This is a genomic window from Variovorax paradoxus, assembly GCF_902712855.1.
In the GTDB taxonomy this organism is placed as follows: domain Bacteria; phylum Pseudomonadota; class Gammaproteobacteria; order Burkholderiales; family Burkholderiaceae_C; genus Variovorax; species Variovorax paradoxus_Q.
The window spans coordinates 3842698-3868927 of record NZ_LR743507.1 but is presented as its reverse complement, the minus strand read 5'-3'; the positions used below and the strand labels follow the sequence as shown (position 1 = coordinate 3868927).

The window sequence follows — 26230 nt, the reverse complement described above, 5'->3', positions numbered from 1 at the left end:
ACGAGCATGACGAGCATCTACTGGCCCGGCACGCGCATCGTGCGCTCGACGAACAACGGCTTCACCCTGGGCTTCACCGGCAGGCCGATCAACTGGAAGCCGCTGCAGCGCTCGGCGAATGCGCGGCGCACCAGCACCGCCAACGTGGACCGTGCGCGCAAAACGGGCAAGGACCTGTCGACCATGCACGGCATCAGCAAGAAGGCTGACACGCGCATCGCTGCGCAAGCGCGGAAGGCGAGGTCGTGATGGACTACGCCGACTTCCTCCGGGCCAAGATTCGCATGGCCCAGTTCAAGGGCTTCGATGTTCCGCTCGAGCAGATCAACCCCGCGCTGAAGCCGCACACCCGCGACATCGTGCGCTGGGCAGTGCAGGGCGGGCAGCGGGCCATCTTCGCCAGCTTCGGGCTCCACAAGACGGCCACGCAGCTGGAAATCTTCCGGCAGATCGGCATCGCGCGGCCCGAGCTGCTGCGCCTGCAGGTAGCGCCGCTGGGCGTGCGGCAGGAGTTCCGCGCCGAGATCGACGCGCGTTTCCACGGCGCGCACGCGATCGACATGCGCTTCGTGCGCCGCGACAGCGAGATCGACGATCCGGCCACTCTGTACCTGACCAACTACGAGGCCGTGCGCGAGGGCAACATCACGGTGCCGCGCTTCGGCGCTACGAGCCTCGACGAAGCCAGCGTGCTGCGCAGCTACGGCAGCAAGACCTACCAGGAGTTCCTGCCCGCCTTCGCGCCGGTCGAGTTCAAGTTTGTGGCCACGGCCACGCCGAGCCCGAACCGCTTCAAGGAGCTGATCCACTACGCAGGCTACCTCGGCGTGATGGACACCGGCCAGGCGCTCACGCGCTTCTTCCAGCGCGACAGCGAGAAGGCGGGAAACCTCACCCTCTATCCGCACAAGGAAGAGGAGTTCTGGCTCTGGGTGGCCAGCTGGGCGGTGTTCATCCAGCGCCCGAGCGACCTCGGCCATTCGGACGACGGCTACGCACTGCCAGAGCTTGATGTCCGGTACCACGAGGTGCCGAGCGACTACGCGGCGGCCGGCACCGAGAAGAATGGTCAAGGCCTGTTGATTCCGGACGTGGCCATGGGCCTGTCGGCAGCGGCCAGCGAGAAGCGCGGCAGCATGCCGGCGCGGGTGGCGAAGGTGCAGGAGCTGGTCGCCGCGGATCCTGCTGACCACTTCATCGTCTGGCACGACCTCGAGGACGAGCGCCACGCGATCCAGCAGGCGATACCCGAGGCCGTCAGCGTCTGGGGCACCCAGGACCTCGACGAGCGCGAGGACCGCATCGTCGCCTTCGGCAACGGCGCGCACCGCGTGCTGTCCACGAAGCCCGTGATCGCCGGCAGCGGCTGCAACTTCCAGCGCCACTGCCACCGCGAGGTCTTCGCGGGCATCGGCTTCAAGTTCAACGACTTCATCCAGAGCATCCACCGGGTTCACCGCTTCGGCCAAGCCCATCGGGTGCGCATCGACATCGTGCACACCGAGGCCGAGCGGGAGGTGCTGCGCACCCTGCAGGCGAAGTGGGCACAGCACGAGGAAATGGGCCAGAAGATGACCGACATCATCCGCAAGTTCGGGCTGAGCCAGCTCGCCATGCAGGACGCGCTGGCGCGCACGATCGGCGTGAAGCGCGTCGAGGTGCGCGGCGACCTGTTCACGGTGGCGCAAAACGACTGCGTCGAGGAGGCGCGGCTGCAGGCCGACAACTCCGTCGACCAGATCATCACCAGCATCCCGTTCGCCAACCACTACGAGTACACGCCGAGCTACAACGACTTCGGCCACACCCAGGACAACGCGCACTTCTGGGCGCAGATGGACTACCTGACGCCGGAGCTGCTGCGCATCCTGAAGCCCGGCCGCATCTACTGCTGCCACGTCAAGGACCGGATCAACTTCGGCAACGTCACCGGCGCCGGCATCCCCACCGTCAGCCCGTTCCATGCCGAGGCGCTGTTCCACGGCGTGAAGCACGGCTTCGACTACATGGGGATGATCACGGTGGTCACCGACGTGGTGCGGGAGAACAACCAGACGTACCGCCTCGGCTACACCGAGATGTGCAAGGACGGCACGAAGATGGGTGTGGGCTCCCCGGAGTACATCCTGCTGTTCCACAAGCCGCAGTCGGACCGCTCGCGCGGCTACGCCGACGTGCCGGTGGCGAAGTCGAAGGGCGACTACAGCCTCGCACGCTGGCAGGTCGACGCGCACGCCTTCTGGCGCAGCAGCGGCAACCGCATGCTGTCCGCGGAGGAGATGGCCAGCTACGGGCCCAGCAAGCTCGCGAAGCTCTTCACCGAGCACAGCCTGGCCAACGTCTACGACTTCGACTTCCATGTTCGCATCGGCGAGGAGCTGCTGGAGCGCCAGGCGCTGCCGAGCACCTTCATGAGCCTGGCGCCGGGCAGCCACCACGGCGAGGTCTGGCACGACGTGGTGCGCATGCTGACGCTGAACGGCGAGCAGTCCAATCGCGCCGTCGAGAAGCACGTCTGCCCGCTGCAGTTCGACATCGTCGACCGGCTGATCGAGCGGTACAGCAACAAGGGCGACGTGATCTACGACCCGTTCTGCGGGCTCGGCACCGTCCCTGTGCGCGCGATCAAGGCCGGCCGCCGCGGCGCCGGTTCGGAGCTGAACCCAGCGTACTTCCTCGACCAGGTGCACTACCTGCGCGCCGCCGAGCGCGAGGCGAGCATGCCCAGCCTGTTCGACTTCGAGGCGGCCGAGACCGAAGCGGAGGCCGCATGACGCCCATCCAGATCAAGATCGCCCGCCAGCGCGAGCATCGCATCCTGGCCGAGGGCTTGGCCATCGAGATCGCCATGGATCTGGGCGACCGCGAGGAGGCCGACCGGCACCGCCGCGAGATGGAAGCGCTGATCTCCGCCCGCGAGGCCGCGCTGCAGCTCGAGGAAGAGGAGGGCGCCAGCTACTTCTCGGCAGCGGGCGACATCGCAGCCATCCAGGCGGATGCGCGGAGGGCGGTGAGCGCGTGACCGACTCCGCAGAAAAGACCAAGCGGCCAGCGTCCCAGTACTACTGGGGCGACTGGTTCAAGGACGTGGCCTTGCAGAGCTGCTCGCTGCCGGCGCGCGGGCTCTGGCACGAGATGAACTGCCTGATGCACCAGGGCGAGCCGTACGGGCACCTCACCATGCCCAACGGCAAGCCCATGGAGCCCACGCAGCTGGGCAACCTCTGCAAGATCGGCCCGGCCCTGTGCCGCAAGCTGATCGCCGAGCTGGAAGACAACGGCGTGCTGTCGCGGGCGGAGAACGGAACGATCTTCAGCCGCCGCATGGTGCGCGACGAAGACCTGCGCAACCGCCGCGCCGCGGGCGGCAAGGAGGGTGCCGAGCATGGCATCAAGGGTGCCGAGGCGGGTTCCAAGGGGGGTAGGCCGAAGCAGGTGAAGGGGGGTTACGAAACCCCCCTCCAGGGTTCCCAAGAACCCCCCCCTTCTTCTTCGTCTTCTTCCTCTCCTTCAGATCTATTTCCGGAAGCTAACGCTTCCTCGTCGCCGGCCGAGCCGCCGGCATGCCCACACGCCCGACTGCTCGACCTCTTTGCCGAGCTGGTGCCCGAGCTGCCGCAACCGCGCCGCGAGATGTGGGCCGACGGCAAGGGCGCGGAGGCAATGCGCCAGCGCTGGAAGTGGCTGCTGACGGCGAAGCGCAGCACGAACGGGCAACGGTACGCGACGACGACCGAGGACGGCGTCGAGTGGTTCCGCCGCTTCTTCGAAGCCGTCGGCGCATCCGACTTCCTGACCGGCCGCAACGGCGCATGGCGCGGCTGCGACCTGACCTGGCTGATGGGCAAAGAGAACTTCACGAAGGTGGTGCAGGGCAACTACACGAACAAGGAAACCGCATGAACGACCGAGTCGATGAATCCCTCCTGGCGCCGGTGGCGCTGTGGAGCGCAGAGAGCGAGGCGTCGCTGCTGGGCGCGCTGCTGCTGGACAACGGGCTGTGGGACCGCGTGGGTGACGTGCTGGCCGACAGCGACTTCTTCCGGCAGGAGCACCGGCTGATCTACGGCGCCATAGGCGCGCTGATCAATGCCGGCAGCCAGGCGGACGTGTTCACGGTCTTCGACCAGATGAAGCGGATCCGGAAGGACGATCTGGTCGGACTGCTCACGCTGAACGAGCTGGCGCAGTACGTGCCGAGCGCCGCCAGCGTGCGCCAGTACGCGCTGATCGTGCGCGACTTCGCGCTGCGCCGGAAGCTGATGGCCGCCAGCAGCGAAATCCACGGGCTGGCGTGCCAGCGTGGCGTTGGGTTCGAGGAAACGCTCGAGCAGGCCAGCGCACTCGTCACGAGCCTGTTCGACGAGGGCAAGACCGACGAGTGGCAGACGATGGAGACCGGCGTCGTGCAGCTGCTGGATCGCATCAACGCCCAGGCCGAGGGCACAGCCGTCGACGACTTCACGGCCACAGGGCTGATCGACCTGGACGCGCGTCTCGACGGCGGCCCGCGCGACGGCGAGCTCATCGTCATCGGTGCGCGTCCCGGCATGGGCAAGTCGGCCCTGGCGTTGTCGATGGGCCTGCACATGGCCATGGAGAGTGGCAAGGCCGTCGGCATGTTCTCGATGGAGATGCCGAAGGCGCAGGTGACGAGCCGCGCCATGGCGCTGCAATCGCGCATCCACCTGAGCAGAATCAAGCGCGGTGAGCGCCTGAAGGACTACGACTGGCCCGCGATCACCGCGGCGACCGATCGGCTGCGCAGCGTGAACTTCCTGGTCAATGATCGCAGTGGCCTGAACATCAACCAGGTGCGCGCCAGCGCGCGCAGCCTGCGCCGGCGACACGGCAAGCTGGCATGCCTGATCGTCGACTACCTCGGCCTGATGGCCGGCATCGATCCGAAGATGCCGCGGGTCTACCAGATCGAGGAGATCACGAAGGGCCTGAAGTCGCTCGCCAAGGAACTCGGCTGCCCGATCTTCCTCCTGTGCCAGCTGAACCGCGCCGTCGAGCAGCGCGTCGACCAGATGCCGATCCTGGCCGACCTGCGCGACTCGGGCTCCGTCGAGCAGGACGCAGACATCGTGATGTTCGTGCACCGCCCGTACAAGGCCAACCCGACGCTGTCGGACGAGTGGAAGTACTACGCCAAGCTGTCGGTGGCCAAGCTGCGTGACGGCGAGCCGGGGCTGATCGACCTGATGTATGTGGGCGAGAACACGCGCTTCGCGAACTGGCCGGCGGAGACGCCCATCCCGACCAATCAGGTGCGCGTCGCGCGCTCTTCGAAGGGAGCCGAGCTGTGAGCTTCATCCTCGCAATCGACCCCGGCACCACGCAGTCAGGCTGGGTCATCTACGGTGATGGCCGCGTGCATGACAGCGGCGTGATGCCCAACCGTGAGATGGTGACCTGGCTTGCCACACGCGAAGACAGCGGTGTGCGCCTTGCCATCGAGATGATCGCCAGCTACGGCATGGCGGTGGGCCGCGAAGTGTTCGAGACCTGCGTATGGATCGGCCGCTTTAAGCAAGCCTGGCACTCGCCAGACACGGTGCAGCTGGTCTACCGAAAGGACGTGAAGCTACACCTGTGCGGCACGACGAAGGCCAAGGACCCGAACGTGCGTCAGGCGTTGATCGACCTATTCCCAGCCGTGGGCGGTGGTAAGACGCCGCAGATCGGAACGAAGTCCCAGCCGGGCCCGTTGTATGGCGTGAGCTCCCACGCGTGGCCCGCGCTTGGCGTGGCCGTCACGGTGGGGGAGCGCGAGCGGCCAGCGCCTGCCATCGCCGCAGCATCTGTGGTGGTCTTTGCGCCGATCCCTGAGGGGCTGCCGTTTTGATCTGCGCGCGCTGCCACCGTTGGCTTCACCGCACGCCGGTCTACGTCGCCGGCATGGCGCTCGGCCCGAAGTGCGCCACCGCCGTGGCCGGCTCGAAGCCGCGCCGCACGCCCATCACCACCGCGCTGCGCTCGGCCGATGCGCGCCAGCGCGACCTGTTCACCGAGGGCACGTCATGAGCCACGTCACCATCATCAAGAACACGCAGGGCAGGCTGCAGGGCCTCGACGAGAAGGGCCAGCGCGCCTACGCGAAGTGGCGCCGGCTGGTCGAAGGCCTGGAGATCGGGCAGACGCTGACCTTCAGCTACCGCTTCCCCCGCAGTCCGAAGCACCACCGCTTGTTCTTCGCGAAGCTGCAGAGCCTGCTGGACCGGACCGAAACCTTCAGCGACCTCGACAAGCTGCGGTACTGGGTGGTGATGTGCGCTGGCTACTTCGACCTGGTGCCGGGCTTCGACGGACAGCCGAACGCGATCCCGCGCTCGCTCGACTTCGACAGCATGGACGAGGCGGACTTTGGGGAGCTGCACCGGGCGGTCGACGCGTTCCTCTGGACGGCGCGCGCGCAGGAGACCCTGTGGCCGGCGCTGGACGCCGAGCAGCGATACGCCTGCGTGGACTCGTGGGTGCAGGAGTTCGCGCAGTGAAGCGCTCACCCATGCCCCGCGGCACCGGCTTCAAGCGCCCCGAGTTTGCGAGCGCCCCTCGACTTGCACCGGATCGCAATCCGCTCGCGCCGCTTCGCCCGGTTGTGCGCCGCGGCACCTACGCCGCGCCGCGCGCCGCCGCGGCCATCCCGAAAACGCCGCGCCGCGAGATCCCGCACCTGCTGACCATGGCGCGCGGCAAGCCTTGCCTGTTCCTGCTCGCCGGCATCTGCAACCACAACCCCGAGACCACGGTGGCGGCGCACTCGAACTGGGCCCAGCACGGCGGGAAGGGCGGTGCGCGCAAAGCAGACGACTGCTACTCGGCCTGGGCTTGCTTCGCCTGCCACACATGGCTCGACAGTGGCCCGACCGACAGCGAGAAGAAGCGAATGGCGTTCATGTTCGCGCACCTCTCGCAGGTCAACCACTGGCGGCGCATCGCCTCCGATCCCTCATCGAAGCCCCGAGACCGCGCCGCCGCGCAGCTCGCGCTCGACCACCTCAACGCAACGCCCGTAGGGCAACAGGAGACCGCATGCTCGGAATGATCACGAACCTTGCCAAGGCTGCCGTATCGCTCGCCTCGGCGCCGCTGGTTGCGGTCGCCGATCTGGCAACTCTTCCATCCAGTGCACTCGATGGTCGCGGGCCCTTCGACCGCACCGCCGAAGTACTGAAGAAGGCCGGACGCGCGCTCGAGGCAGCGGTGGTGCCGGAAGAGGAGGGACGCGAATCATGAACTGCAAGCCCGGCGATCTGGCGCTGACTCACGGCGCGCCCATCGACAACGACATCCTCGCTGAGGTGCTTGAGCTGCGTGAAGTGCACGGCGTCTACGGCCAGCTCTGGCTGATCCGGTCGCTGGGTTCCCCATTCCACATCACCCCGACCACCCGTCACATGCTCGTGGTTTGGCCGGACAAGATGCTGCGCCCCATCCGCGACCCTGGCGACGACGCCGTCGACGAGATGCTGCTGCTCGTGGGTGCACCGGAGGCTGCGACGGCATGAGCGCGGGCCTCACTCTCAAGCAAGCCGAGGTGCTGGCCTTCATGCGCGAGTTCTTCGCCGAGAACGACCAGCTTCCCCCGGCCGCCTCGCTGCGCACTCGCTTCGGCTGGGCCAGCGACAACGCCGCGGCCACCTACCTCATCACGTTGGCGAAGAAGGGCTACATCGAGCACAACGCCGTCGGCAAGTATCGTTTCACGAGGAACACAGCATGCGCAAAAAGTGTCGCCGCAAGCACTACGCCCTGAGCAACCCGATCGCGCTGGCCATCGCCGGCGCATGCATCACCGATGACGGCCGGCTCGACAAGCTGCGGCTGCTCGAGCTGTCGGCCATCGACGCCTTCGCCCGCGGCGTAGCCACTCCCGACGACTGGCGGACGATGGCCGACCTCACGAATCTGGCGCAGACCATGTGCGAGATGGGCATCGGCCCCGAGGTGATGCCCGCCGCCCTGCAGGTCGAGAGCGTGCTGGGCGAATCGCACATGCGCTACACGGCGACGGGCCGCATGGGCACGACCGGGCCCGGCCTGCAGGCCATGCGTGAGTTGCAGGAGTGGCACCACCTGCAGCGCACCAGCGTCGCGCGCTCGGTCTACGAGACCGCCATCGAGCGCGCCCACAACAAGATCCGCAGCGCACACCCCAGTGTGAAGGTCTGCATCGCGTGACAACGAACACAGGAAGGAAAACATGAGCACTGAGAGCAATACCCCCACCATCGAGGAGCGCTACAGCAGCGCCACCAACGCCAGCAACCTGAAGGTGGAGCGCGACTCCAACGTCCGCAACGTCGCCGACATCCTGATCGCCGCAGGCTGGAGTCGAAACCACTTCGGCACGTCCCTGATGCGGCTGCAGAGCGAGTGGGACGGAAGCGCAAAGCCGCGCGCGCTGTCGGCAGACGCTGTCCGCGTGCTGGCCGGCACGTTCGAGAAGGAACGCGGGCCGGACGGAAAGGTGTGGTTCAGCTTCCGGAATGGGCGTGTTCGCGTTTCACCCGCAGAGGCAGCCCGGCACCAGGCCAGCGAGTGGCATCTGCACGAGCTGGGCCTGCTGCTCCAGCGCCTCAAGTCGCTGCCCGAGGTACGCGACATGCTCATGTCCTGGGGTTCGTGCATGGGCATCGAGAGTGCCAGCGTGAAGGCGGCGGCGGTGGTTGCCTGGTGGCTGAATCACACCTGCCCGATGTGCCACGGCGGCGGGTACGAGATCGTTCTGGGGACAAATCGTCAGTCGAATCGCCTGTGCACGCACTGCAAGGGCTCGAAGAAGGTGAAGCTGCCGCACGGGCTCGATGGTGCGGCCATGGTCGGCGAGATCGAGCGCTCGCTGCACCAGGCAACGTGCAGCATGGGCGCCGCTACGTCGTCACGCCGCCGGGAGTGACTACGATAGCGGCCTCTGGAAAGGACACCCATGCGCACTCTCTTCATCGGCGGCACGCGGCACGGCAGCACTGCTGACGTCTCGGAAGACGAGACCATCCTCTACTTCGAGGATCAGGGCGTCAATGGGCCGCGGCTGGCCTACCACGTGCGGCGCTGGGACGGCGCAGGCGCGCCGGGTGGGTTCGACGCATTCTTTCTGTGTTCCGTGGTCAGAGAAGACGAGTTCGCCAACCAGCTCGCGGACGCGCTGCGAATCGCTGTCAGCGCACGGGCCTGAGGTCTGTTTGACCGAACGGCGTACCATCGCAGCCGCTATTCATCCAGACGTGAGGGCAGCATGAAAATCCAGGTTCTTCATACGAGTGCGTACTACGTGATGATCGCGGCTCCCGTGCCCGCCGATGGATCTACGCCGACGCGCGCGACCTTTCTGCCCATGATCGAAGACCTGCGAAGCATCGGGCTGCGGTTCCTTGATCTGGCGCTCACGCCTCAGAACGACGGCCCGGCGCTGATCTGTGAGCACGAGGGCGACTTCGTCGTTCGCGCCACAGCGCTGGGCTGGGAAGTGCAGAACGGGTGACCGAGATGACGACTCCCGAACTGACAGGGGCACACCTCGATTACCTGGTTGCCAAGGCCGAAGGCCTCGACCCGACGGTCGAAGCGCAGATGAGATTCATGCCTTCGACCGACTGGGCACAGGGAGGCCCGATCATCGAGCGCGAAAAGATCATGGTGGCCTGGAATGACGGCCACTGGATCGCAGGCGTCAGCGCCCACGTGGAGACCAACGGCGGGGTCATTCACAAAGGGCCGACTCCGCTGGTGGCCGCCATGCGCGCCTACGTCGCGGCCAAGCTCGGTACCGAAATTCAAAATGGCTGATGGCCGTTGACGGCGCGCCAGACCTACATACAATCGCCGCCCCATCGAGGAATCTCGCTGGTCGCTGAACCTGCTGTGCCTCGTACAACGGCCCAGGCCCACATACCCCGTCACGCTTTGAACGCAGCGCGCTCGCCCTTGAGAGGAGAGCTGCGCTCAAACATTGGCTCCAGGCTCAAGCTGCGCTTGATCTAGCGGCTGGGGGTTTAGGTCACGCCAAAGCTCCATGGCCGTTTGCGTCCTGCTTCCAACGTGACGGCGCAAAGCCTTCGAGATTGCGGTTCGATATGGTTCGGGAAGAAGTTCCGCCAACTTTCGAGGCGCGCCGTCGAGAATTTCTTGGTGAGTAAAACTGAGCTCTCGGCCGGCGAGCAGTTGAAGAAATAGAAGCCCGCAGTGATAGAGATCCATCCGATGGTCCAACGGCCCAAACTGATGGGGGTCGAGCGCTTCAGGAGCAAACATACTCGGATTTAGCCTGGTGTTCTGGACGTCAATTTCGCCTGCAAGTTTCGTTATGCCTAGGTCACCTAGCTTGAACGTTACCGCTTGTCCTTCCACGGCCATCTCGCTTCTTACAAACGAGATGAAGACGTTGCCGAAATGAATGTCTTGGTGAACGAAATTGGAACTGTGGAGATACTGGACGGCCTGCAGTAAGCAACGAGCCAGCGGTGTGAGCCATTGGGAAGGGTCAACCCAATCTTGGTAAAGAAGCACTGACAAAGGACGATAGCAGCGCTCTGTGACGATGTAGAACGTTTCCCGATACACAAAGGCGTCATATACGTATGTCACGTTTGGATGGCGCAAATGTAGGAGCCTTTGCACTTCCGCGTAAGCCGCGACGTGCATCTCTTCGAATGTTCCTGCAGGCTTAAGCACTTTGACAGCGAGCTTGTTCTGCCACTCATCGGCAGCCTCAAACACCGCGCCGAACGAACCCTCTCCGATAAATTCACCCACGACATAGGTGATTCCCGTTGCTTCGCTCGTGACAATAAATCCAGGGCTTGGAGGGTGAAATTCAGGAAGGTTCGCCGTTGGTGGATGTTCATCCGCTTCTTGTTCTGCTAAGGCATTGATTGCTAAATCAACCTGTTCAGGTGATGGCGTTGGCTCATCGAACACGTTCTTCAGGGTCCATGCAGACTGGGCAACGGCCTCTTCGTGTTGATTTTGAGCTGCCGAATTGTCATCTGCCATTGCTGTCTCCGGTTTGTGGAGCCTCCATCATCAAGGCTGGATTCGCTCGCGGGCTGATTTTTTACGAACTTTGAAAAGTTCAAAGTAGGTTTCCTCGGGCTGAGTTGACAGGCTCGAGACTTCGTTGTCTCTCAGGCCGACCACCGGCCTGTTCGCCCGCCTAGTGCGGGCTTTCTTATTCGCGCGAGCGACCGGCGGCGAGCGCGTCTCACCGAACTGCCGGACCGGGCACATAGCGATAAAGCGGGGCGCTCACCGGGCGCGCCAGACCGCTCGCGACCTACAGAAGCTAGGGCCTCAGATCGGAGTCACGAGCAGGACCAAGGTGAGCCAACCGCCGAGCGTGCGCGTTGGCCGGCCCCTGCGGCATACATCGGGCTGAACTCGGGTGACATACCGCCGGATCGCGTAACCGGCACCTTTCCCGTCATGGCAAGGGCCCCCGCCGGTAGCCGCGGCAACATCCAACGAGGTTCCCATGGCACATATCCGCTCCAGCTCTCGCTTCTTGGCCTTCGCGTTCGCCGCGGTGGCCGCCGTGTTGAGCACGGCCACCGTCGCTCTCGACCGCGTGGCCACAGCCTGCACCGCCGTCTACCAGTTCGCGTGCGACTTCGTGGCCAGCGTGCCGGCCAAGTTCGCCGAGCCGGTGCTGCGCCTGACCGCCCGCCCGGTCGAGCTGGTGCAGGCCTGCGCATACGCCTTGGGCCTGGCCAAGCGCGAGCGCCCGCACGTGCGCAGCCAGTGGCGCATGTGCCCGTCGGTCTAAACCGTCTGCATCGAGAGGCCCACATGGGCCTCTTTGCCTTGGGCCGCGAGCCGGTCCAGCGCAAAGAGCCAACGACCCCCGCCCCCGCAAGCTCCGCCCAACTTGAGGGCGATCCACTCCGGGCAAAGAGTGGAGTGTTTTCCGCGCTCAGCTCCGAGCGTCATCAAGCATGGAAGAACCGCAGCCTCCAGCGCCTCGCGGCGTAGCCGGATGGATGGCAAAACAAGGAACGCCCGATGCAGACCACCATCCTCGTCCTGTCCATCGTGCAGCTGCTGGCGCTGCTGGTGCTGTTGTGCTGCCTGCGGGTCATCTGGGCGCGGCTGCCGCTCACGCTCGAGGATGAGGCGGCCGCCTGGAAAGCGCAGGCCGAAGCCCACCGTGCCAAGCCGCCAAAGCTCACGCCAGAGGAGCGCGCGCAGGTCGCGGCCTACCGGGCGAAGCGGAAAGACGCGGCGACCGACGCGCAATCCGATCTGGAGGTGCTGGCACTGGCCCGCCTCAACCCGAACTGATCCGTGCAGTCGTCGGCATCGGCCTGCTGTGCTACTGGCCGCCGGCTTCCCGGTGTTTGATCGCGACCTGCAGAAGTTCGACCGCCCGCTTCAGCGCGTAGGTTTGGACGTCTGACATTGACAGGTTGACATTGCGAGGGACCGCCACGGTGAAGGAAATCGCCTCGACCGGATCGCCGTCGACGCGATGGACTACTGCATCTGTCCACGTCACCAGCCAGCCATGCTCGGCTGTGTTTTGAATGCTGAACGGTTGGCCAAGGAGTTTCATTTCGTCCGCCCGTCGCCGGGTCCGTGTTGAGGAACTCGGAATCTACCCGGCGGCAGGGCGGACTCCAGCCCGCACTGACCCGGAGCCAGATCCATCATGAACAAGCCCTACATCCACGGCATGCTGCCCGACGTTGCCGCCTGCGCCGAGGCAAAGCGGCCCGCCGCCGACCAGCCGCAGATCCGCTATCTCGGCGACATGCAGCGCCTGCAGCCGCAGCCCGGCGATGTGTTCGTGCTGACCTGCGAGCGGCCCATCGACACCGCCACAGCCGAGCGCATCAAGGCGCAGCTGTCCGGCCAATTGGGTGGCGCCACCGTGCTGATGCTGGGCGACGGCCTGAAGCTGGAAGTGGTCGCCGCACCCCGCGTCGGTGTCGACCTGGCGGCCGGCCCGTCCCAGGCTGCCATGGTGGATCGGGAAAGGGTGGTGCACAACTTCACTATCGGTGACGTCGCCACCGTTGAGCATGTGCTCGCCGCGGCACATCGGTCGCAGCGCTACGCCCCCAACACCTGATGGCGTGCGCAGGCTGCGACGCGCGACGCATCTGGCTGGCGCGCAAAGCCCGCCTCGCCGCCGAGCTGCTGGCCATCGCCCTGAAGAGGAGCCGACCCAATGGCACGACCGAGGCTCAAGACCCTGAAGTCCCAACTGCAGGGAATGCCGACCAGCCGCATCAAGGTGCTGGAGACGACAGCAGGAGCAACCCAGCGCATCCGCGGCCGTGAGTGGGAAGCCATCCGCGACCGCATCCTCCGCGCCCACGATGGCATGTGCCTGATGTGCCGCAACGAGGGAATCCCCCGCGCCGCCGACGAGGTAGACCACATCGTGTCCCTCGCAGCAGGCGGAAGCAACGACGACAGCAACCTCCAACCCTCTGCACGCCTCACCACGCGGCCAAGACGGCCCAGGAAGCCCGGGAACGGTACCGCAGGGCCTAGCCAGGGTGGGGGAGGGGTCAGGTCCCAGAGGGCCGTTTTGGGTGACCGACTGTTCTCGCACGCGGAGGTTTTTATCCGGGGGCGGGGAATTCACGGTCCCGCCCCATTATTTGTACAGAAATTCGCACCATGCCAACACCGAAGAGGGGCCGGGGCCGACCGGTCTTCAAGCCGACGCCGGCACTGCGGAAGCTCGTTGCCGGCAACGCGGGGGGCGGGATGTCGCGTGAGGCGATCGCCTGTGCCCTCGGTATCTCGCGCACGACCCTGCTCAAGCACTTCAAGGAGGAGCTCACAGCCGGTGCTCATGGCCACCGCAGCGCCGTGCTACAGGCCCTCGAGCGGGCGGCACTGAAGGGCAACGTCACCGCGTGCCGCGCCTACCTGGCCTTCACCTCCCCGGACCTGGAGGCGGTTGTGCCCAAGGCGGACCGCGCCAAAAAGATGGCGGCGCCGCAGCCGAACCAGGTCAAGGATGAGCCGCAAGGCAAGAAGGCGGAGGCACAGGCCGCCGGCCTGGTGGCGCAGGTCGGGACCGAATGGGAGGATCTGTTGAAGCCGCCGGCGCGGCTGCAGTAGGTGGAAGGTCTCGACCTCTCGTGTCCGGACTGGGTTGAACGCCTGAAGTCCGGTCGGGGCCTTGTCCCCGATCTTGACCTGCCGAATCCGACCGAAGGCGATCGGGCGGTTGGGATCTTCAACAAGCTCCGCCTCTTCGACGTCCCCGCGACGCCGACTATGGGCGAGGCCGGCGGGGACTGGTTTCGCCGCATCGTGTGGGTGCTGTTCGCGTCGCTCGATCCGGCTACGAAGGCCAGGCTGATCCGGGAACTGTTCCTGCTGGTCCCGAAGAAGAACAACAAGACGACCGGCGGGGCGCTGCTCATGCTCACCGCCTTGCTGATGAACGAGCGGCCGCGGGCGCCGTTCCTGCTGACCGGTCCAGTGCAGAAGACGGCGGACGATGCCTTCGCGGCTGCGGAGGGCGCCATCGCTCTGGATAACGTGCTCGCGAAAAAGCTGCACGTGCGCGACCACAAGAAGACGATCATCCATCGCGACACAGGCGCGAAGCTGGAGATCATGACGTTCGACCCGGACATCGTCACTGGCAAGAAGGTCGTCGGAGCGCTGATCGACGAAGAGCACATCCTCGGCAAGATGCCGAAGGCGAAGAAGGCCATGGTGCAGCTGCGCGGCGGCATGATGCCGTTCCCCGAGGCTTTCCTGGCCATCATCACGACGCAGAGCGACGAGGCGCCGGCCGGCGTGTTCAAGGAGGACCTGACGAAGGCTCGCGACATCCGCGACGGCAAGCGGCTGGGCGACATGCTGCCGGTGCTGTACGAGTTCCCGCGGGAGATGCAGAAGGATGCGTCGAAGCCGTGGCGCGATCCCGCGAACTGGTCGATGGTCACGCCGAACCTCGGACGTTCCATCGCGCTGACTTCGCTGGTGAAGGCCTGCGACGACGAGGAGGCCAACGGTGAGGATGCGCTGCGCACCTGGGCGTCGCAGCATCTGAACGTCGAGATCGGCGTGGGCCTGCACTCCGACCGCTGGGCCGGTGCCGACTTCTGGGAGGGCAACGTCGATGAGACGCTGCGCGATCTCGACGTGCTGCTCGACCGCAGCGAGGTCGCGGTGGTGGGCATCGACGGCGGCGGCTTGGACGACCTGCTGGGATTGACGGTCATCGGGCGCGAAAAGGAAACGCGCCGCTGGCTTGCGTGGCACCGCGCTTGGGCTCATCGAGTTGTACTGAAGCGCCGCAAGGAAATCGCCTCTCGGCTGCTGGACTTCGTAGAGGCTGGCGACCTGGTGCTGGTGGAGCGGCCGGGCGACGACGTCACCGCTGTGGCCGACGTCGTCTGCCAGATCCGCGACCGCGGGCTGTTGCCCGAGAAGCTGGCCATCGGCGTGGACGCCGCAGGCATCAACGACATCTTCGACGAGCTCACGTCGCCGGCGCGCGGCATCACCGAAGAGCAGATCATCGCCATCCCCCAGGGCTGGAAGCTGAATGGTGCCATCAAGACGACCGAGCGGAAGGTGGCCGGCGGCGAGTTCGTGCACGGCGGCACCGCGCTGATGAACTGGGTGGTCGGTAACGCGAAGGTCGATGACAAGGGCAACGCCGTCGCGATCACGAAGCAGGCGAGCGGAAAGGCAAAGATCGACCCGCTCATGTCCACCTTCAACGCTGTGTCGCTGATGTCGCTCAACCCAGCGGCGATGCACAAGAAATACCAGATGTTCTTCGCCTGAACAGGCGAAACCTTCCCAGGCCCGCAGTCGCGGGCCTTTTTCATTGGAGCGAACCATGGCCCTTAAGCGCGCCTATTCCACCCTCGAGATAAAGGCCGTCGACGGCGCCGAGGGAGAGAAGCGAACCTTCACCGGCATCGCCTCGACGCCCGGCACCGACCGCATGGGCGACATCGTCGAGCCCAAGGGCGCGGTGTTCAAGCTGCCGATTCCGCTGCTGTGGCAGCACGACAGCCGCCAGCCCATCGGCTGGGTGACCGCTGCGAAGGTGACCGACATGGGCATCGAGATCTCTGGCGAGGTTGCCGACGTGCCGGAAGAGGGCGACCTCAAGAACCGGCTGGCCACGGCCTGGCAGTCGATCAAGGCCAAGCTGGTGCGCGGCCTGTCCATCGGGTTCGATCCCATCGAGCACTCGCAGATCGACGGCACGTGGGGCCAGCGCTTCACGAAGTGGGAATGGCTCGAGCTGTCGGCCGTGACCATCCCGGCGAACTCCGAAGCATCCATCACCGCAATCAAGGCGGCTGACACGTCGACGCGGGCCGCGCTTGGCCTCACGCGTACGCCGGTCGTCCACCTCGACACCCCTCCCGGCGCCTCGGGAATCAAGAAAGACCGCCGTCCCGGCGTCGTTTACCTCAATCCCTGAAAGACCACCATGACCATCGCTGAACAAATCGCGGCCTTCGAAGCAAGCCGCCAAGCCAAGGCCGCCGAGCTCGCCGGCATCATGACGAAGTCGGCCGACGAAGGTCGCACTCTCGACGCCGAAGAAGCCGAGAAGTACGACACGCTGAAGGCCGAAGTCGAGCAGATCGACAAGCACCTGCTGCGCCTGCGCGATCAGGAAAAGCTGAACGTGCAGCGCGCCGCCCCCGTGGCCGGCGGCAACAGCGCCGACGCCGCTGCATCGCGCGCTCCCGCCATCATCAAGACCACGCGCAACGACGAGCCGGGCATCGGCTTCGCTCGCTTCGCACTGGCCATGTACGCGGGCAAGGGCGAGGTGAATGCGGCAAAGGCGTTCGCCGAGCAGAAGTACGGCAACGACACGCGTCTGCAGTCCATCATGAAGGCAGCCGTCGCCGCCGGCACCACGACCAGCGCCACCTGGGCGGGCAACCTGGTGGACTACCAGAACCTGTCGAGCGAGTTCGTCGATTTCCTGCGCCCACGGACCATCGTGGGCCAGTTCGGTGTGGCCGGCATTCCGGGTCTGCGCAAGGTGCCGTTCAACGTGCGCATCCCCGGCAAGACCAACGCTGGTACCGCCCAGTGGGTCGGTGAAGGTTACCGCAAGCCGGTGACCGCAGCCGGCTACGCGGCCGCCACGATGAAGTGGGCCAAGATCGCGGCCATCTCGGTGGTGACCGAAGAGCTCGAGCGCTTTTCCGATCCGTCGGTGGTGCAGCTGACTCGCGACGATCTGGCCGACGCGGTGGTCGAGCGCATGGACGTCGACTTCGTGGACCCCGCCAAGGCCGCCGGTACCGGCGCAGGCGAGTCGCCGGCTTCGATCACGAACAACGTCACGCCCATCCCCTCGTCGGGTACCGATGCCGACGGCGTGCGCGCCGACATCGCCGCGCTCTGGGCGACGGCCGACGCGACGAACCTGCCGGCCAACAGCGCGGTGTACATCACCGATGCGAAGACCGCGCGTGCGCTGACGCTGATGCGCAATCCGCTGGGCGCTCGTGAATTCCCGAACGTGCGCATCAACGGCTCGGGCGACATCGACGGCGTGCCGCTGCTGATCTCGAACTACGTACCGAGCGACACCTCCGGCTCGCTGTTCATCCTGGCGTTCGCCAGCGAGATCTACCTGGCCGACGACGGTCAGGTGAACATCGACATTTCGCGCGAAGCGACCATCTTCATGGACGACGCGGCGGCCACGGCCACCCCGACGGCCGCGCAGCTGGTCTCCATGTTCCAGACCAACCAGCTCGCGGTGCGCGCCGAGCGCTACGTGCGCTGGCAGAAGCGCCGCCCTCAGGCGGTGGCGTTCCTCAACGGTGTGCAGTGGGGCGGCGCGTAAGCAGGACTCGCCTGGTTGAAGGGGCCTCCCACGGGAGGCCCTTTTTGCAAGGCTGACCACAAAGGAACGACCATGAAAGTCACAGTGTTCGACAGCAAGACCGGCCGGGAGAAGGTGATGGCTCCGCGCTACGCCCGCATCTTCGAGGCCATGGGCCGTGGTCGCTACTCCACGCGGGACATGGTCGCCGCGACGGCCGAGCCGCCTGCTGCGCCCGCGCCCGCGCCTGCGACGGCACCGGCACCGGCACCGGCACCGGCACCGGCACCGGCTGCCGCAGCGACCGCGCCAGCTGGCAAACATGTCATCGCGGTCGACGGCGCGACTGTCGTGCTCGACGAGATGGACGCCGCGGCGCTGCACGAGCTGGCCAAGAAGCTCGACGTGAAGGTGCACCATGCCTCCGGCGCCGACAAGGTGCGCGCCGCGCTCGTGGAAGCCAAGGGCGCCGCTGCCGAATGAAGGCGGCCACGATCACGCGGGCCCTGGCGGCCGGCGCCAGCCTGCTCGCTGTGGTCGGCGCGGTGGCGCTCTCGGCGCTGCTGTGGTTCATCGTGCTCGGTGCCGCCGGCATCGGGCTCGTGGTGGCTGGCGTCTACGTGCTGGCCGGCCTCGGCTGGGCGCTCATCGCCGCCGGCGTCTTCCTGCTGCTTGTGACGGCCCTCGTGGGCAGAGGCATGAACCATGCGTAGCTTGTCCGTCTTTTCGGCCATGGCCAACGGCGCCCGGCAGAAGGCCAGCGGCCCGCTGCAGTCCGTGCCGACGCGCGGCGGATGGTGGCCGGTCGTGCGAGAGGCCTTCACCGGTGCCTGGCAGCAGAACATCGAGTGGAGCGTCGACACTGCGCTGGCCTACCACGCTGTGTACGCCTGCATTACGCTGATCGCGGCCGACATCGGCAAGCTGCGACCGAAGCTGATGGAGCAGGATGCTAACGGCATCTGGAACGAGACGGACAGCCCCGCCTACTCGCCGGTGCTGCGCAAGCCCAACCGCTTCCAGAACCACATCCAGTTCAAGGAGCAGTGGATCACTTCAAAGCTCATGCGCGGCAATGCGTATGCGCTGAAGGAGCGCGACGATCGAGGTGTTGTGAGGCGCGAGTACCTTCTGGACCCGACGCGCGTGCAGCCGCTCGTGTCGCCGGACGGCTCGGTCTTCTACCAGCTGGGCGGCGATTACCTTGCCCGCGTGACGGACGGCGGCGTCACGGTGCCGGCGAGCGAGATCATCCACGACCGGATGAACTGCATCTTTCATCCGCTGGTTGGCACCTCGCCGCTGTTCGCATGCGGCCTTGCCGCGAGCCAGGGCCTGAAGATCCAGGAGGACTCGACTCGCTTCTTCGCCAACGGCGCGCGGCCGGGCGGCGTGCTGACCGCACCTGGTGCCATCAGCGACGAGACCGCCAAGCGCCTGAAGGACCACTGGGACGAGAACTATGGTGGCGCGAAGGCTGGCAAGGTCGCCGTGCTCGGAGATAACCTGAAGTTCGAGCCGATGCGCATGTCCGCGGTGGAGGCTGAGCTCATCGCACAGCTGAAGTGGACGGCCGAGGTAGTTTGCTCGTGCTTCCACGTGCCGCCATTCAAGATCGGGCACGGCGACCTGCCGACTGGCCAGAAGGTCGGCGACATGAACCAGATCTACTACACCGACTGCCTGCAGTCGCTGATCGAGAGCATGGAGCTGTGCCAGGACGAGGGCCTCGGGCTCGACGTTCGGATCGACGGCCGCGGTCCCATGGGCACCGAGCTTGAGCTGGATGGCTTGCTGCGAATGGACCCCTCCTCCCAAACCGACATCCTGGTGAAGCGCGTGGGCGGATCGATCGATACCCCGAACGAAGCTCGGAAGGCGCTCAACCGCGGGCCGCTGACCGGCGGCGACACCGTCTACATGCAGCAGCAGAACTACTCGCTGGCCGCACTGGCGGAACGAGACAAGGGCAACCCGCTCGCAGCGCCAGCGACTGCTCCTGCGCCTGCGCCCGCTGTGGCGCCCGCGCCTGCACCGCCAGATGACGCCGCCGCGCAGGAGGCGCGCGACTTCCTCGACTACATCCAGAAGGAACTGACCCATGCGGCCTGAATTGAAAGCGCTCGCTGACGGCGTGATCGCGGCCGTGAAGGGGGTGGTGCGGGCCGCCGAGGAGACGTTGGCGTCGCGCATATCCGTCGTCGAACAGCGGCTTGCCACGCTACCGGACATTGTTGCCGAGGCCGAAGCGGCCGCCGGCCGAGCGCTGGCCGCGTTGCCGAAGCCCGAGGACGGGAAGAGCGTTGAGCCTGAGACTGTGCAACGCATGGTCGACGCCGCTGTGGCCGCGTTGCCAGCGCCGAAGGACGGCGTAAGCGTCACAGTGGCCGAGGTCGCGCCTCTCGTCGCCGAGCAGGTGGCCGCCGCGGTCGCGGCATTGCCGAAGCCCCAGGATGGCAAAGACGCCGATCCGGCTGTCGTCGCGCAGTTCGTCCGAGAGGCAGTTGGCGCACTGCCGGCTCCAAAAGACGGGATCAGCGTTACGGTGGACGAACTCGCTCCCCTCGTGGCAGAGCAGGTCGCTGCTGCCGTCGGCGCGCTGCCAGCGCCGCAGAACGGGAAGGACGTCGAACCTGAAGCGGTCGCCGCTCTCGTGCAGGCGGCCGTCGACGCCATTCCTCGGCCGAAGGACGGAGTGAGCGTGACCGTCGAGGAGCTGGCTCCGCTCGTCGTGCAGGAGGTGGCCAAGGCCGTCGCAGCGATCCCGGCGCCCAGGGACGGCAACGACGCCGATCCCGAACTGGTCGCAAAACTTGTGCGCGAGGCTGTCGACGCCGTGCCGAAGCCGAAGGATGGCGTCAGCATCACGCCTGCCGATGTGCAGCCGCTGATCGCAGACGAGGTAGCAAAGGCTGTTGCCGCGCTGCCAGTACCTAAGGACGGCGAAAGCGTGCCCGCCGAGCACGTGCAGCGCATGGTCGAAGACGCGGTGGCGAAGGCAGTGGCCTCCATTCGCGTGCCGCTCGATGGCGAGCCGGGCCGAGATGCCGCCCACATCGAAATTCTTCCCGCTATCGACGCGGCGAAGTCGTACCCGCGCGGCACCTACGCGCGCCACGCTGGCGGCCTGTGGCGCAGCTTTGAGACGACGGCAGCCATGAAGGGCTGGGAGTGCATCGTTGAGGGCGTCGCCGAGATCAAGGTTTCGTTCCAGGGCCGCACTGGCTTCGTGAGCGTCGAGCGCTCGAGCGGCACGCCGGACCTGCATCCCTTCAGCCTGCCGGCCATGATCTACCGCGGAGTGTTCCGTGAGGGCGAGACCTACGAGCAGGGCGACACCGTGACCTGGGGCGGCTCGCTGTGGTTCTGCAACGAGCCGACGGCGGACAAGCCGCTCGACGGCAGCAGGACCTGGCAGCTGGCGGCCAAGCGCGGCCGCGACGGCAAGGATGCACGCGACCCCGGCGCCCAGGCTGCTCCGGCACCTGTGAAACTGGGGACATGATCATGGTTGCACTCGTCACTCTTGAACAGGTGCAGCGGCGCGCGAACGACTTCTTGCCCGACAACGAGCCGGACCTGCAGTTTTGCGCCGACGCCGCGTCGGCAATCGTCATCGACTACCTGAAGTTCGGCGACACGCCACCAGCGTGGCTGGCCGCACTGAGCGATTCGCCGCCGGGCCCGCTTTCGGCGGTGCCGATGGTGATTCAGGCCGCAGTGCTCGAAGTCGCCGTGGAGATGGCCAAGAACCGCGAGGCCTCGGTGGGCGACCTGCTCTCCGACAAGGTCACACGGATCCTGTGGAGGCAGCGCGACCCCGCGCTGGCGTGACATGGGTCAGGTCTTCGCAGGGCGCCTGAACCAGCGCATCACGATCCAGAAGAAGACGGTCGGCCGTGACAGCTGGGGTCAGCCGACCGAGACGTGGGTGGATGTGCATTCCCGCTTGCCGGCCAGCCTGAAGACGATCAACGGCAGTGGGTTCGTCAATCAGGAGTTCGTGGCCGGCGGCGCCGAGGTCAGTCGCGCGACGGCGAGCTGGCGGATCCGGTACGTCGAGCCTGTCGACGCGAGCATGCGCATCGTGCACCACCGGATGCCGCGCTACCCCGATCTGATCTACGAGATCAAGGTGGTGCTGCCCGACGGCGTGGCGCAGGAGTTCATCGACCTGGGCGCCGCAATCGGGGCCAACAAGGGATGACGGCTTGGTCGGTTCCGGCCATGTGGGCCGGTCGGACAGTCGCAATCTGCGCGAGCGGGCCCAGCATGAGCCGCGAAGTCGCTGACCAGCTGCGCGCGGCCGCGGTGCCCGCCATCGTGCTCAACGACACGTTCCGGCTGGCGCCCTGGGCCGACATGCTCTACGCGGCAGACGTGATGTGGTGGGTGCGAAACGAGCCGGAGGCGCTGGCGTTCGAAGGGCTGAAGGTCACGGCCATGCCGAACCAGCGCTTCCCAGACCTGCTGTGCCTGCGCAGCACCGGCGAGCGCGGCTACGACCCGGACCCGGCCTGCATCCGCACCGGCGGCAACTCCGGCTATCAGGCGCTGCATGTCGCGATTCAGGCGGGCGCCGCGCGGATCCTGCTGTGCGGATACGACATGTCGGCGGGCAACGGGGGCCACTGGTTCGGACGCCACGCGGCGCCGCTGCGCAATGCCGACGCCAGCAGCTACCGGCGGTGGATCGCGCGCTTCCCTGATCTCGGCGGCCGCGGCGCTGACATCGTGAACTGCACGCCGGGCAGCGCGCTGGAGTGTTTTCCAGCCGGCGACCTGGCGACCGAGCTGCGGAGGTAGGGATGGCAAACGGCAGAGGATCGCAGCGGCGTGTGCATGCCAGCACTGCGGCGATGTTCCAGAAGGATGGCGTCGGTGTTGCATTCCTCGGTCCCGACATCGAGCAGGTCAACAAAGCACTGGAAAAGGGAATCCAGGAGAAGGTGCTGCGATCCGCTGCGCGTGCCGGCATCGATGTGTTCTACAAGGAAATCCGGCTCAAGGTGCCGTTCCGCACTGGCCAGTTGTACGAAGCCATCTACCAGTGGCACGACTACAAGCAGTCCACAGCGACGCGACAGGTCTACGCGACGGGCCCGAACAAAAAGAAGGCGCCGCACTGGCACCAGGTGGAGTACGGCAATCGCAACGTCGCCGCGCACCCCTACATCCGACCGGCCTTCCTTGGCAAGCTGCAAGCGGCCAACGACGCCGCCCGAATGCGGCTGGGCGAGCGCACGAGGGAACTCATCAGGGAGCTGAATCGATGATCGAGCCGACAGTCGTTGCCGCGCTGGAGACATTGTTTCCGGGCGCGGTCTACCCAGACGTGGCGCCCCAGGGCACCACGCATCCATTCGTGACGTACCAGCAGGTCGGCGGCGTGCCGTCGAACACGCTGTGCGGCAACACCGACAAGCAGAACGCGAGGCTCCAGTTCACCGTATGGGCCGACACCCGGCCGCAGGCGAACACCCTCATGCGGCAGGCAGAGAAGCTGCTCACCGACCCACCGATTCGTGGCGTATCGCAGGGCGGCCTTGCCGCGATCTTCGACGCTCCGACGAAAGCCTACGGCGCGCGCCAAGACCTGAGCTTCTGGGCCGCCGACTGAATTTCTCCGCCCGCGATTGGGCATCTCCACCAAGCCACCTTCGGGTGGCTTTTTCTTGTCCAAAGAAAGGCCAACCATGCCCTCCGAAGTCCTCTTGGTGCAAGGCACCTCCATCCGCATCTCCGAGACCACCGTCGACGTGCTCGACCCCACGCCGCTGCCGACGTTCGCGTCGCTCGACTGCATCGCGCGCGAGATCCAGTACCAGGGCGGCACGACCCCGGAAATCGATACCACCACGCTGTGCTCGACCGCCAAGGAGTTCCGCCTTGGGCTGGAAGACAGCGGCACCATGACCGTCACCGGCCACTGGAAGCAGGGCAACCCCGCGCACGCGGTGATCCGCACGGCGTCGCGCGACAAGCAGCCGCGCCTGATCGAGGTGACCTTCGAGGATGGCTCGATCTTCCGGGCGCTGGCGCTGGTGTCGCAGCGCTCCTGGTCGGCGGCCGTCGACGGCGTGGTCAGCGCGACCTACAACTTCCGGCTCACCGGCGAGACCGAGGAAGTCGATCCGTCTGGCGCGTGATCGACCTGACCATCGTTGCGACGGCCGAGCATCAGACCAGGTGCGGGCTGGCCGTGGCCGACGGCATCCGCGCCGTCGGCGGCACCGCGCGCCTGCAGCGCACGGAGGTTTGCTCGACGCTGCACGTGTGCGCCTGGGGCTGGCGGCAGGGCAAGCGGCTGCGCGATGCTGGCCACGAGGTGCTGGTGATGGAGCGCGCGTACCTGGGCGACCGCTTCGCCTGGTACTCGCTGGGCTGGAACGGCCTGAACGGTCGAGCCCGATTTCCCGAATGGCCGGCCGACGGCGGCGCGCGCTTCCGCGAGCACTTCGGCCACCTCAAGCGGCCGTGGCGCCGAGATGGCGGCTATGTGCTGCTGGTCGGACAGGTGCCCGGCGATGCGAGCCTCCAGGGGCGTGACCTGTCGAGCTGGTACAGCGAAGCCGCGCTGAAGGCGCAGATCGGCTACGAGGCTGACGTGCTGTTCCGGCCGCACCCGGCCGCCGTAAAGCGGGGAATCATCCACCGCCCCAACTACACGAGGCCGTCGACTGGGTCCCTTTCTGAGGCGCTCGACGGCGCGCTGGCATGCATCACGTTCAACAGCAATACAGGCGTCGAGGCGGTGCTGGCCGGCGTGCCGACTGTCGCCGTTGATCCCGGCGCCATGGCTTGGGACGTGGCCGCGCACCGGGTCGGTGACCTCCATCGGCCCGCGCGCGAAGCGTGGGCCCACCGGCTAGCGTGGCGGCAGTGGCGCCTCGAAGAGATTGCAGCCGGCAAACCATTCGAAGGAATCCATGCTTAAAACCTTCTCTGGCCGCCGCGCCAGCCAAGACGAATCCGAGCTGCGCGCGTTCATCGCGCTGCTGCAGGCCGAGGGTGTCACCCGCTACGCCGAGATCGGTGCACGCGAGGGTGACACCTTCCACGAGGTGATGACCAGTCTGCCGGCCGGCGCCGTCGGCCTTGCGTGCGACCTGCCCGGCGGCCTGTGGGGAAAGTCCACGACGGGGCAGAAGCTGCAAGCAGGCGTCCACGACGTCGGGCGTCGCGGCTATCAGGTCAGCACGCTGCTCGGGGACAGCACCCACCCTGATGTCGTCGCCGCTGTCGCGGACCTCGGGCCCTTCGACGCCATCCTCATCGATGGCGATCACACCTACGACGGCGTGAAGGCCGACTGGGTCAACTACCGCGACCTCGCGCCCGTCGTCGCCTTCCACGACATCGTCGGTACCGGCCAGGCCGAGCGTGTGCACGGCCGCCTCGTCGAGGTGCCGCAGCTCTGGGCCGAGATCAAGGCCGAGGGCTATCGCACCACCGAATTCATCGCGCCGGGCTCACTCATGGGCATCGGCGTCGTCTTCACTCGTTCACTTCCCAAGGACTCCCATGAACTTTGACATTCAGGCTCTCGAATCGACCACCCAGCTGACCCATGACGTGATCGTGGGACATCTTGCCGACACCACGGACGCAGACGGCAAGGTCGAACCGGGCGCCAAGGTCGGATTCGTCGTCGTCGGCCCGGCCAGCCCCGAGTACTCCGCGGCCGACCGCCGGATCCAGATGCTCAACATCCAGGATGCCAACAAGAGGAAGACGAGTGCCGACCTGACCACCGAAGCAGGTGCCGGCGCCGTCGTGGATGGCGGCAGTGTGCGGCAGATGATCATCATCCAGGCGTGCACCGTGGGATGGTTCGGCTTCACCGACGGCGGAAAGCCGTTCGAGTTCAGCGCCGAGAACCTGGCCCGCATGCTGAAGGCGCGTCCGAACTGGGTCGGCCGCCTACTGGGTGCAATCGAGAACGAAGCAAATTTCGCCGGGGCCTGACGGCGGCCCTGCTTGAGTACGCCCGCGCGCAATTCACGCTGTCCAAGCCCGACAAGAAAACGGGCAAGACCCGACTCAAGCTTCTGATCGAAATTCGGGACCAGACGGGCGTGGTCGCGCCCGAGCTGGCCAACATGCCGCCGTTGCCTGCCGAGACCGCACACCTGTGGAACTGGTTCCTCGACCTCAACAGCACGCGCACCGCGGGATTCACGATCAACCCGATCGGATGGTCAGACCTCGACGCTTACTTCCGGCTGCAGCGCATTCGCCCTGACGGCTGGGAAGTGGCAACGCTGCGGGCCCTTGATGACGCGTACCTGTCGATCCAGAACGACGAAGCGACCGGCGCTGTTGCTGGCGCCAAGGCCTTGAAGAGCCAGATGACCGGGAAGGCCGCCTTGTAGGCCTTGCCCTTGAACAACCATGGCCCGCCACGCGCGGGCCTTTTTCCCATGGAGGAGCCTC

General features: G+C 66.2%; 40 protein-coding genes and 1 pseudogene. 39 read left to right on the top strand and 2 right to left on the bottom strand.

Going from position 1 to position 26230, the window contains the following annotated elements:
• The first annotated feature begins 6 nt into the window (after window positions 1-6).
• From AACL56_RS17855 to AACL56_RS17775, 17 genes are read left to right on the top strand one after another with little or no spacing between them, the layout of a single operon-like run.
• Window positions 7-249 (top strand): hypothetical protein, encoded by a 243-nt coding sequence (locus AACL56_RS17855; protein WP_339091148.1) that lies wholly within the window; start codon window positions 7-9, stop codon window positions 247-249.
• The gene (locus tag AACL56_RS17850; RefSeq protein WP_339091147.1) at window positions 249-2774 is read left to right on the top strand and encodes a DNA methyltransferase; all 2526 of its coding nucleotides are present in this window, start codon (window positions 249-251) and stop codon (window positions 2772-2774) included. The genes AACL56_RS17855 and AACL56_RS17850 overlap by 1 nt, the downstream gene beginning before the upstream one ends.
• Window positions 2771-3022 carry a hypothetical protein gene (locus AACL56_RS17845; RefSeq protein WP_339091146.1) on the top strand — a complete coding sequence of 84 codons (252 nt, stop codon included), beginning with the start codon at window positions 2771-2773 and terminating at the stop codon, window positions 3020-3022. Before AACL56_RS17850 ends, AACL56_RS17845 begins: the two co-directional genes overlap by 4 nt.
• Window positions 3019-3903, top strand: coding sequence for a hypothetical protein (locus AACL56_RS17840; protein WP_339091145.1), 885 nt, complete (start codon window positions 3019-3021; stop codon window positions 3901-3903). The genes AACL56_RS17845 and AACL56_RS17840 overlap by 4 nt, the downstream gene beginning before the upstream one ends.
• Window positions 3900-5312, top strand: a complete 1413-nt coding sequence (locus tag AACL56_RS17835) for a replicative DNA helicase (RefSeq protein WP_339091144.1) — start codon at window positions 3900-3902, stop codon at window positions 5310-5312. Before AACL56_RS17840 ends, AACL56_RS17835 begins: the two co-directional genes overlap by 4 nt.
• Window positions 5309-5851, top strand: coding sequence for a hypothetical protein (locus AACL56_RS17830; protein ID WP_339091143.1), 543 nt, complete (start codon window positions 5309-5311; stop codon window positions 5849-5851). Before AACL56_RS17835 ends, AACL56_RS17830 begins: the two co-directional genes overlap by 4 nt.
• A 53-nt stretch (window positions 5852-5904) precedes the next feature.
• Window positions 5905-6030 (top strand): hypothetical protein, encoded by a 126-nt coding sequence (locus AACL56_RS17825; RefSeq protein WP_339091142.1) that lies wholly within the window; start codon window positions 5905-5907, stop codon window positions 6028-6030.
• Complete coding sequence (locus AACL56_RS17820; RefSeq protein ID WP_339091141.1) at window positions 6027-6500, top strand: DUF1367 family protein; 474 nt, start codon at window positions 6027-6029, stop codon at window positions 6498-6500. Before AACL56_RS17825 ends, AACL56_RS17820 begins: the two co-directional genes overlap by 4 nt.
• Window positions 6501-6511: 11 nt before the next feature.
• Complete coding sequence (locus tag AACL56_RS17815) at window positions 6512-7051, top strand: nuclease domain-containing protein (RefSeq protein ID WP_339091140.1); 540 nt, start codon at window positions 6512-6514, stop codon at window positions 7049-7051.
• Window positions 7039-7242 carry a hypothetical protein gene (locus AACL56_RS17810; RefSeq protein WP_339091139.1) on the top strand — a complete coding sequence of 68 codons (204 nt, stop codon included), beginning with the start codon at window positions 7039-7041 and terminating at the stop codon, window positions 7240-7242. The genes AACL56_RS17815 and AACL56_RS17810 overlap by 13 nt, the downstream gene beginning before the upstream one ends.
• The gene (locus tag AACL56_RS17805) at window positions 7239-7514 is read left to right on the top strand and encodes a hypothetical protein (RefSeq protein WP_339091138.1); all 276 of its coding nucleotides are present in this window, start codon (window positions 7239-7241) and stop codon (window positions 7512-7514) included. Before AACL56_RS17810 ends, AACL56_RS17805 begins: the two co-directional genes overlap by 4 nt.
• Complete coding sequence (locus AACL56_RS17800) at window positions 7511-7762, top strand: hypothetical protein (protein WP_339091137.1); 252 nt, start codon at window positions 7511-7513, stop codon at window positions 7760-7762. The genes AACL56_RS17805 and AACL56_RS17800 overlap by 4 nt, the downstream gene beginning before the upstream one ends.
• Window positions 7726-8187 carry a hypothetical protein gene (locus AACL56_RS17795; RefSeq protein WP_339091136.1) on the top strand — a complete coding sequence of 154 codons (462 nt, stop codon included), beginning with the start codon at window positions 7726-7728 and terminating at the stop codon, window positions 8185-8187. The genes AACL56_RS17800 and AACL56_RS17795 overlap by 37 nt, the downstream gene beginning before the upstream one ends.
• Before the next feature lie 22 nt (window positions 8188-8209).
• Window positions 8210-8905 carry a hypothetical protein gene (locus AACL56_RS17790; RefSeq protein ID WP_339091135.1) on the top strand — a complete coding sequence of 232 codons (696 nt, stop codon included), beginning with the start codon at window positions 8210-8212 and terminating at the stop codon, window positions 8903-8905.
• A 30-nt stretch (window positions 8906-8935) separates the two neighbouring features.
• Window positions 8936-9184, top strand: a complete 249-nt coding sequence (locus AACL56_RS17785; protein ID WP_339091134.1) for a hypothetical protein — start codon at window positions 8936-8938, stop codon at window positions 9182-9184.
• Window positions 9185-9244: 60 nt separating this feature from the next.
• Window positions 9245-9490: a hypothetical protein gene (locus AACL56_RS17780; RefSeq protein WP_339091133.1), complete on the top strand. Its 246-nt coding sequence runs from the start codon at window positions 9245-9247 to the stop codon at window positions 9488-9490.
• Between the two features lie 5 nt (window positions 9491-9495).
• Window positions 9496-9795 (top strand): phage protein NinX family protein, encoded by a 300-nt coding sequence (locus AACL56_RS17775; protein ID WP_339091132.1) that lies wholly within the window; start codon window positions 9496-9498, stop codon window positions 9793-9795.
• A gap of 156 nt (window positions 9796-9951) precedes the next feature.
• Here AACL56_RS17775 and AACL56_RS17770 read toward each other — a convergent pair whose 3' ends face one another.
• Window positions 9952-11001, bottom strand: coding sequence for a serine/threonine protein kinase (locus tag AACL56_RS17770; protein ID WP_339091131.1), 1050 nt, complete (start codon window positions 10999-11001; stop codon window positions 9952-9954).
• 478 nt (window positions 11002-11479) lie between these two features.
• On the opposite strand from AACL56_RS17770, the gene AACL56_RS17765 reads away from it, so the two are divergent.
• Window positions 11480-11770 (top strand): hypothetical protein, encoded by a 291-nt coding sequence (locus AACL56_RS17765; protein WP_339091130.1) that lies wholly within the window; start codon window positions 11480-11482, stop codon window positions 11768-11770.
• 236 nt (window positions 11771-12006) lie between these two features.
• Window positions 12007-12285, top strand: a complete 279-nt coding sequence (locus AACL56_RS17760; RefSeq protein WP_339091129.1) for a hypothetical protein — start codon at window positions 12007-12009, stop codon at window positions 12283-12285.
• 31 nt (window positions 12286-12316) lie between these two features.
• Here the strand turns inward: AACL56_RS17760 and AACL56_RS17755 are convergent, their stop codons facing one another.
• Window positions 12317-12556, bottom strand: a complete 240-nt coding sequence (locus AACL56_RS17755; protein WP_339091128.1) for a hypothetical protein — start codon at window positions 12554-12556, stop codon at window positions 12317-12319.
• A 96-nt stretch (window positions 12557-12652) separates the two neighbouring features.
• On the opposite strand from AACL56_RS17755, the gene AACL56_RS17750 reads away from it, so the two are divergent.
• The 20 genes and pseudogenes from AACL56_RS17750 to AACL56_RS34335 all read left to right on the top strand — a co-directional run bounded on the left by AACL56_RS17750 (window position 12653) and on the right by AACL56_RS34335 (window position 26169).
• Window positions 12653-13075: a hypothetical protein gene (locus AACL56_RS17750; RefSeq protein ID WP_339091127.1), complete on the top strand. Its 423-nt coding sequence runs from the start codon at window positions 12653-12655 to the stop codon at window positions 13073-13075.
• 99 nt (window positions 13076-13174) lie between these two features.
• A pseudogene (locus AACL56_RS34340) lies at window positions 13175-13426 on the top strand (HNH endonuclease); the annotation flags it as partial.
• A 206-nt stretch (window positions 13427-13632) separates the two neighbouring features.
• A complete protein-coding gene (locus AACL56_RS17745) occupies window positions 13633-14082 on the top strand; it encodes a hypothetical protein (protein ID WP_339091126.1) in 450 nt (149 codons plus the stop codon).
• The gene (locus AACL56_RS17740) at window positions 14083-15771 is read left to right on the top strand and encodes a terminase TerL endonuclease subunit (RefSeq protein WP_339091125.1); all 1689 of its coding nucleotides are present in this window, start codon (window positions 14083-14085) and stop codon (window positions 15769-15771) included.
• A 55-nt stretch (window positions 15772-15826) separates the two neighbouring features.
• Window positions 15827-16423 carry an HK97 family phage prohead protease gene (locus tag AACL56_RS17735; RefSeq protein ID WP_339091124.1) on the top strand — a complete coding sequence of 199 codons (597 nt, stop codon included), beginning with the start codon at window positions 15827-15829 and terminating at the stop codon, window positions 16421-16423.
• Window positions 16424-16432: 9 nt separating this feature from the next.
• Window positions 16433-17815 carry a phage major capsid protein gene (locus AACL56_RS17730; protein ID WP_339091123.1) on the top strand — a complete coding sequence of 461 codons (1383 nt, stop codon included), beginning with the start codon at window positions 16433-16435 and terminating at the stop codon, window positions 17813-17815.
• Window positions 17816-17887: 72 nt separating this feature from the next.
• Window positions 17888-18277 carry a hypothetical protein gene (locus tag AACL56_RS17725; protein ID WP_339091122.1) on the top strand — a complete coding sequence of 130 codons (390 nt, stop codon included), beginning with the start codon at window positions 17888-17890 and terminating at the stop codon, window positions 18275-18277.
• The gene (locus AACL56_RS17720) at window positions 18274-18507 is read left to right on the top strand and encodes a hypothetical protein (protein WP_339091121.1); all 234 of its coding nucleotides are present in this window, start codon (window positions 18274-18276) and stop codon (window positions 18505-18507) included. The genes AACL56_RS17725 and AACL56_RS17720 overlap by 4 nt, the downstream gene beginning before the upstream one ends.
• Entirely contained in the window at window positions 18500-19906 is a 1407-nt protein-coding gene (locus AACL56_RS17715) for a phage portal protein (protein ID WP_339091120.1), read from the top strand. Before AACL56_RS17720 ends, AACL56_RS17715 begins: the two co-directional genes overlap by 8 nt.
• Window positions 19896-21299 (top strand): phage portal protein, encoded by a 1404-nt coding sequence (locus tag AACL56_RS17710; RefSeq protein WP_339091119.1) that lies wholly within the window; start codon window positions 19896-19898, stop codon window positions 21297-21299. The genes AACL56_RS17715 and AACL56_RS17710 overlap by 11 nt, the downstream gene beginning before the upstream one ends.
• A gap of 2 nt (window positions 21300-21301) precedes the next feature.
• On the top strand, window positions 21302-21628 hold the full coding sequence (locus tag AACL56_RS17705; protein WP_339091118.1) for a hypothetical protein: 327 nt from the start codon (window positions 21302-21304) through the stop codon (window positions 21626-21628).
• Between the two features lies 1 nt (window position 21629).
• On the top strand, window positions 21630-22001 hold the full coding sequence (locus tag AACL56_RS17700) for a phage head closure protein (protein WP_339091117.1): 372 nt from the start codon (window positions 21630-21632) through the stop codon (window positions 21999-22001).
• Between the two features lie 65 nt (window positions 22002-22066).
• Window positions 22067-22600, top strand: a complete 534-nt coding sequence (locus tag AACL56_RS17695; RefSeq protein WP_339091116.1) for a hypothetical protein — start codon at window positions 22067-22069, stop codon at window positions 22598-22600.
• Between the two features lie 2 nt (window positions 22601-22602).
• Complete coding sequence (locus AACL56_RS17690) at window positions 22603-23070, top strand: HK97-gp10 family putative phage morphogenesis protein (RefSeq protein WP_339091115.1); 468 nt, start codon at window positions 22603-22605, stop codon at window positions 23068-23070.
• Complete coding sequence (locus AACL56_RS17685) at window positions 23067-23414, top strand: DUF3168 domain-containing protein (RefSeq protein WP_339091114.1); 348 nt, start codon at window positions 23067-23069, stop codon at window positions 23412-23414. Before AACL56_RS17690 ends, AACL56_RS17685 begins: the two co-directional genes overlap by 4 nt.
• 76 nt (window positions 23415-23490) lie before the next feature.
• Window positions 23491-23943 (top strand): phage tail tube protein, encoded by a 453-nt coding sequence (locus AACL56_RS17680; RefSeq protein WP_339091113.1) that lies wholly within the window; start codon window positions 23491-23493, stop codon window positions 23941-23943.
• On the top strand, window positions 23940-24731 hold the full coding sequence (locus tag AACL56_RS17675; RefSeq protein ID WP_339091112.1) for a hypothetical protein: 792 nt from the start codon (window positions 23940-23942) through the stop codon (window positions 24729-24731). Before AACL56_RS17680 ends, AACL56_RS17675 begins: the two co-directional genes overlap by 4 nt.
• Window positions 24724-25329, top strand: a complete 606-nt coding sequence (locus tag AACL56_RS17670) for a hypothetical protein (protein ID WP_339091111.1) — start codon at window positions 24724-24726, stop codon at window positions 25327-25329. The genes AACL56_RS17675 and AACL56_RS17670 overlap by 8 nt, the downstream gene beginning before the upstream one ends.
• Complete coding sequence (locus AACL56_RS17665) at window positions 25319-25762, top strand: hypothetical protein (RefSeq protein ID WP_339091110.1); 444 nt, start codon at window positions 25319-25321, stop codon at window positions 25760-25762. Before AACL56_RS17670 ends, AACL56_RS17665 begins: the two co-directional genes overlap by 11 nt.
• Window positions 25705-26169, top strand: a complete 465-nt coding sequence (locus tag AACL56_RS34335; protein WP_425337065.1) for a phage tail assembly chaperone — start codon at window positions 25705-25707, stop codon at window positions 26167-26169. The genes AACL56_RS17665 and AACL56_RS34335 overlap by 58 nt, the downstream gene beginning before the upstream one ends.
• Window positions 26170-26230 lie beyond the last annotated feature (61 nt).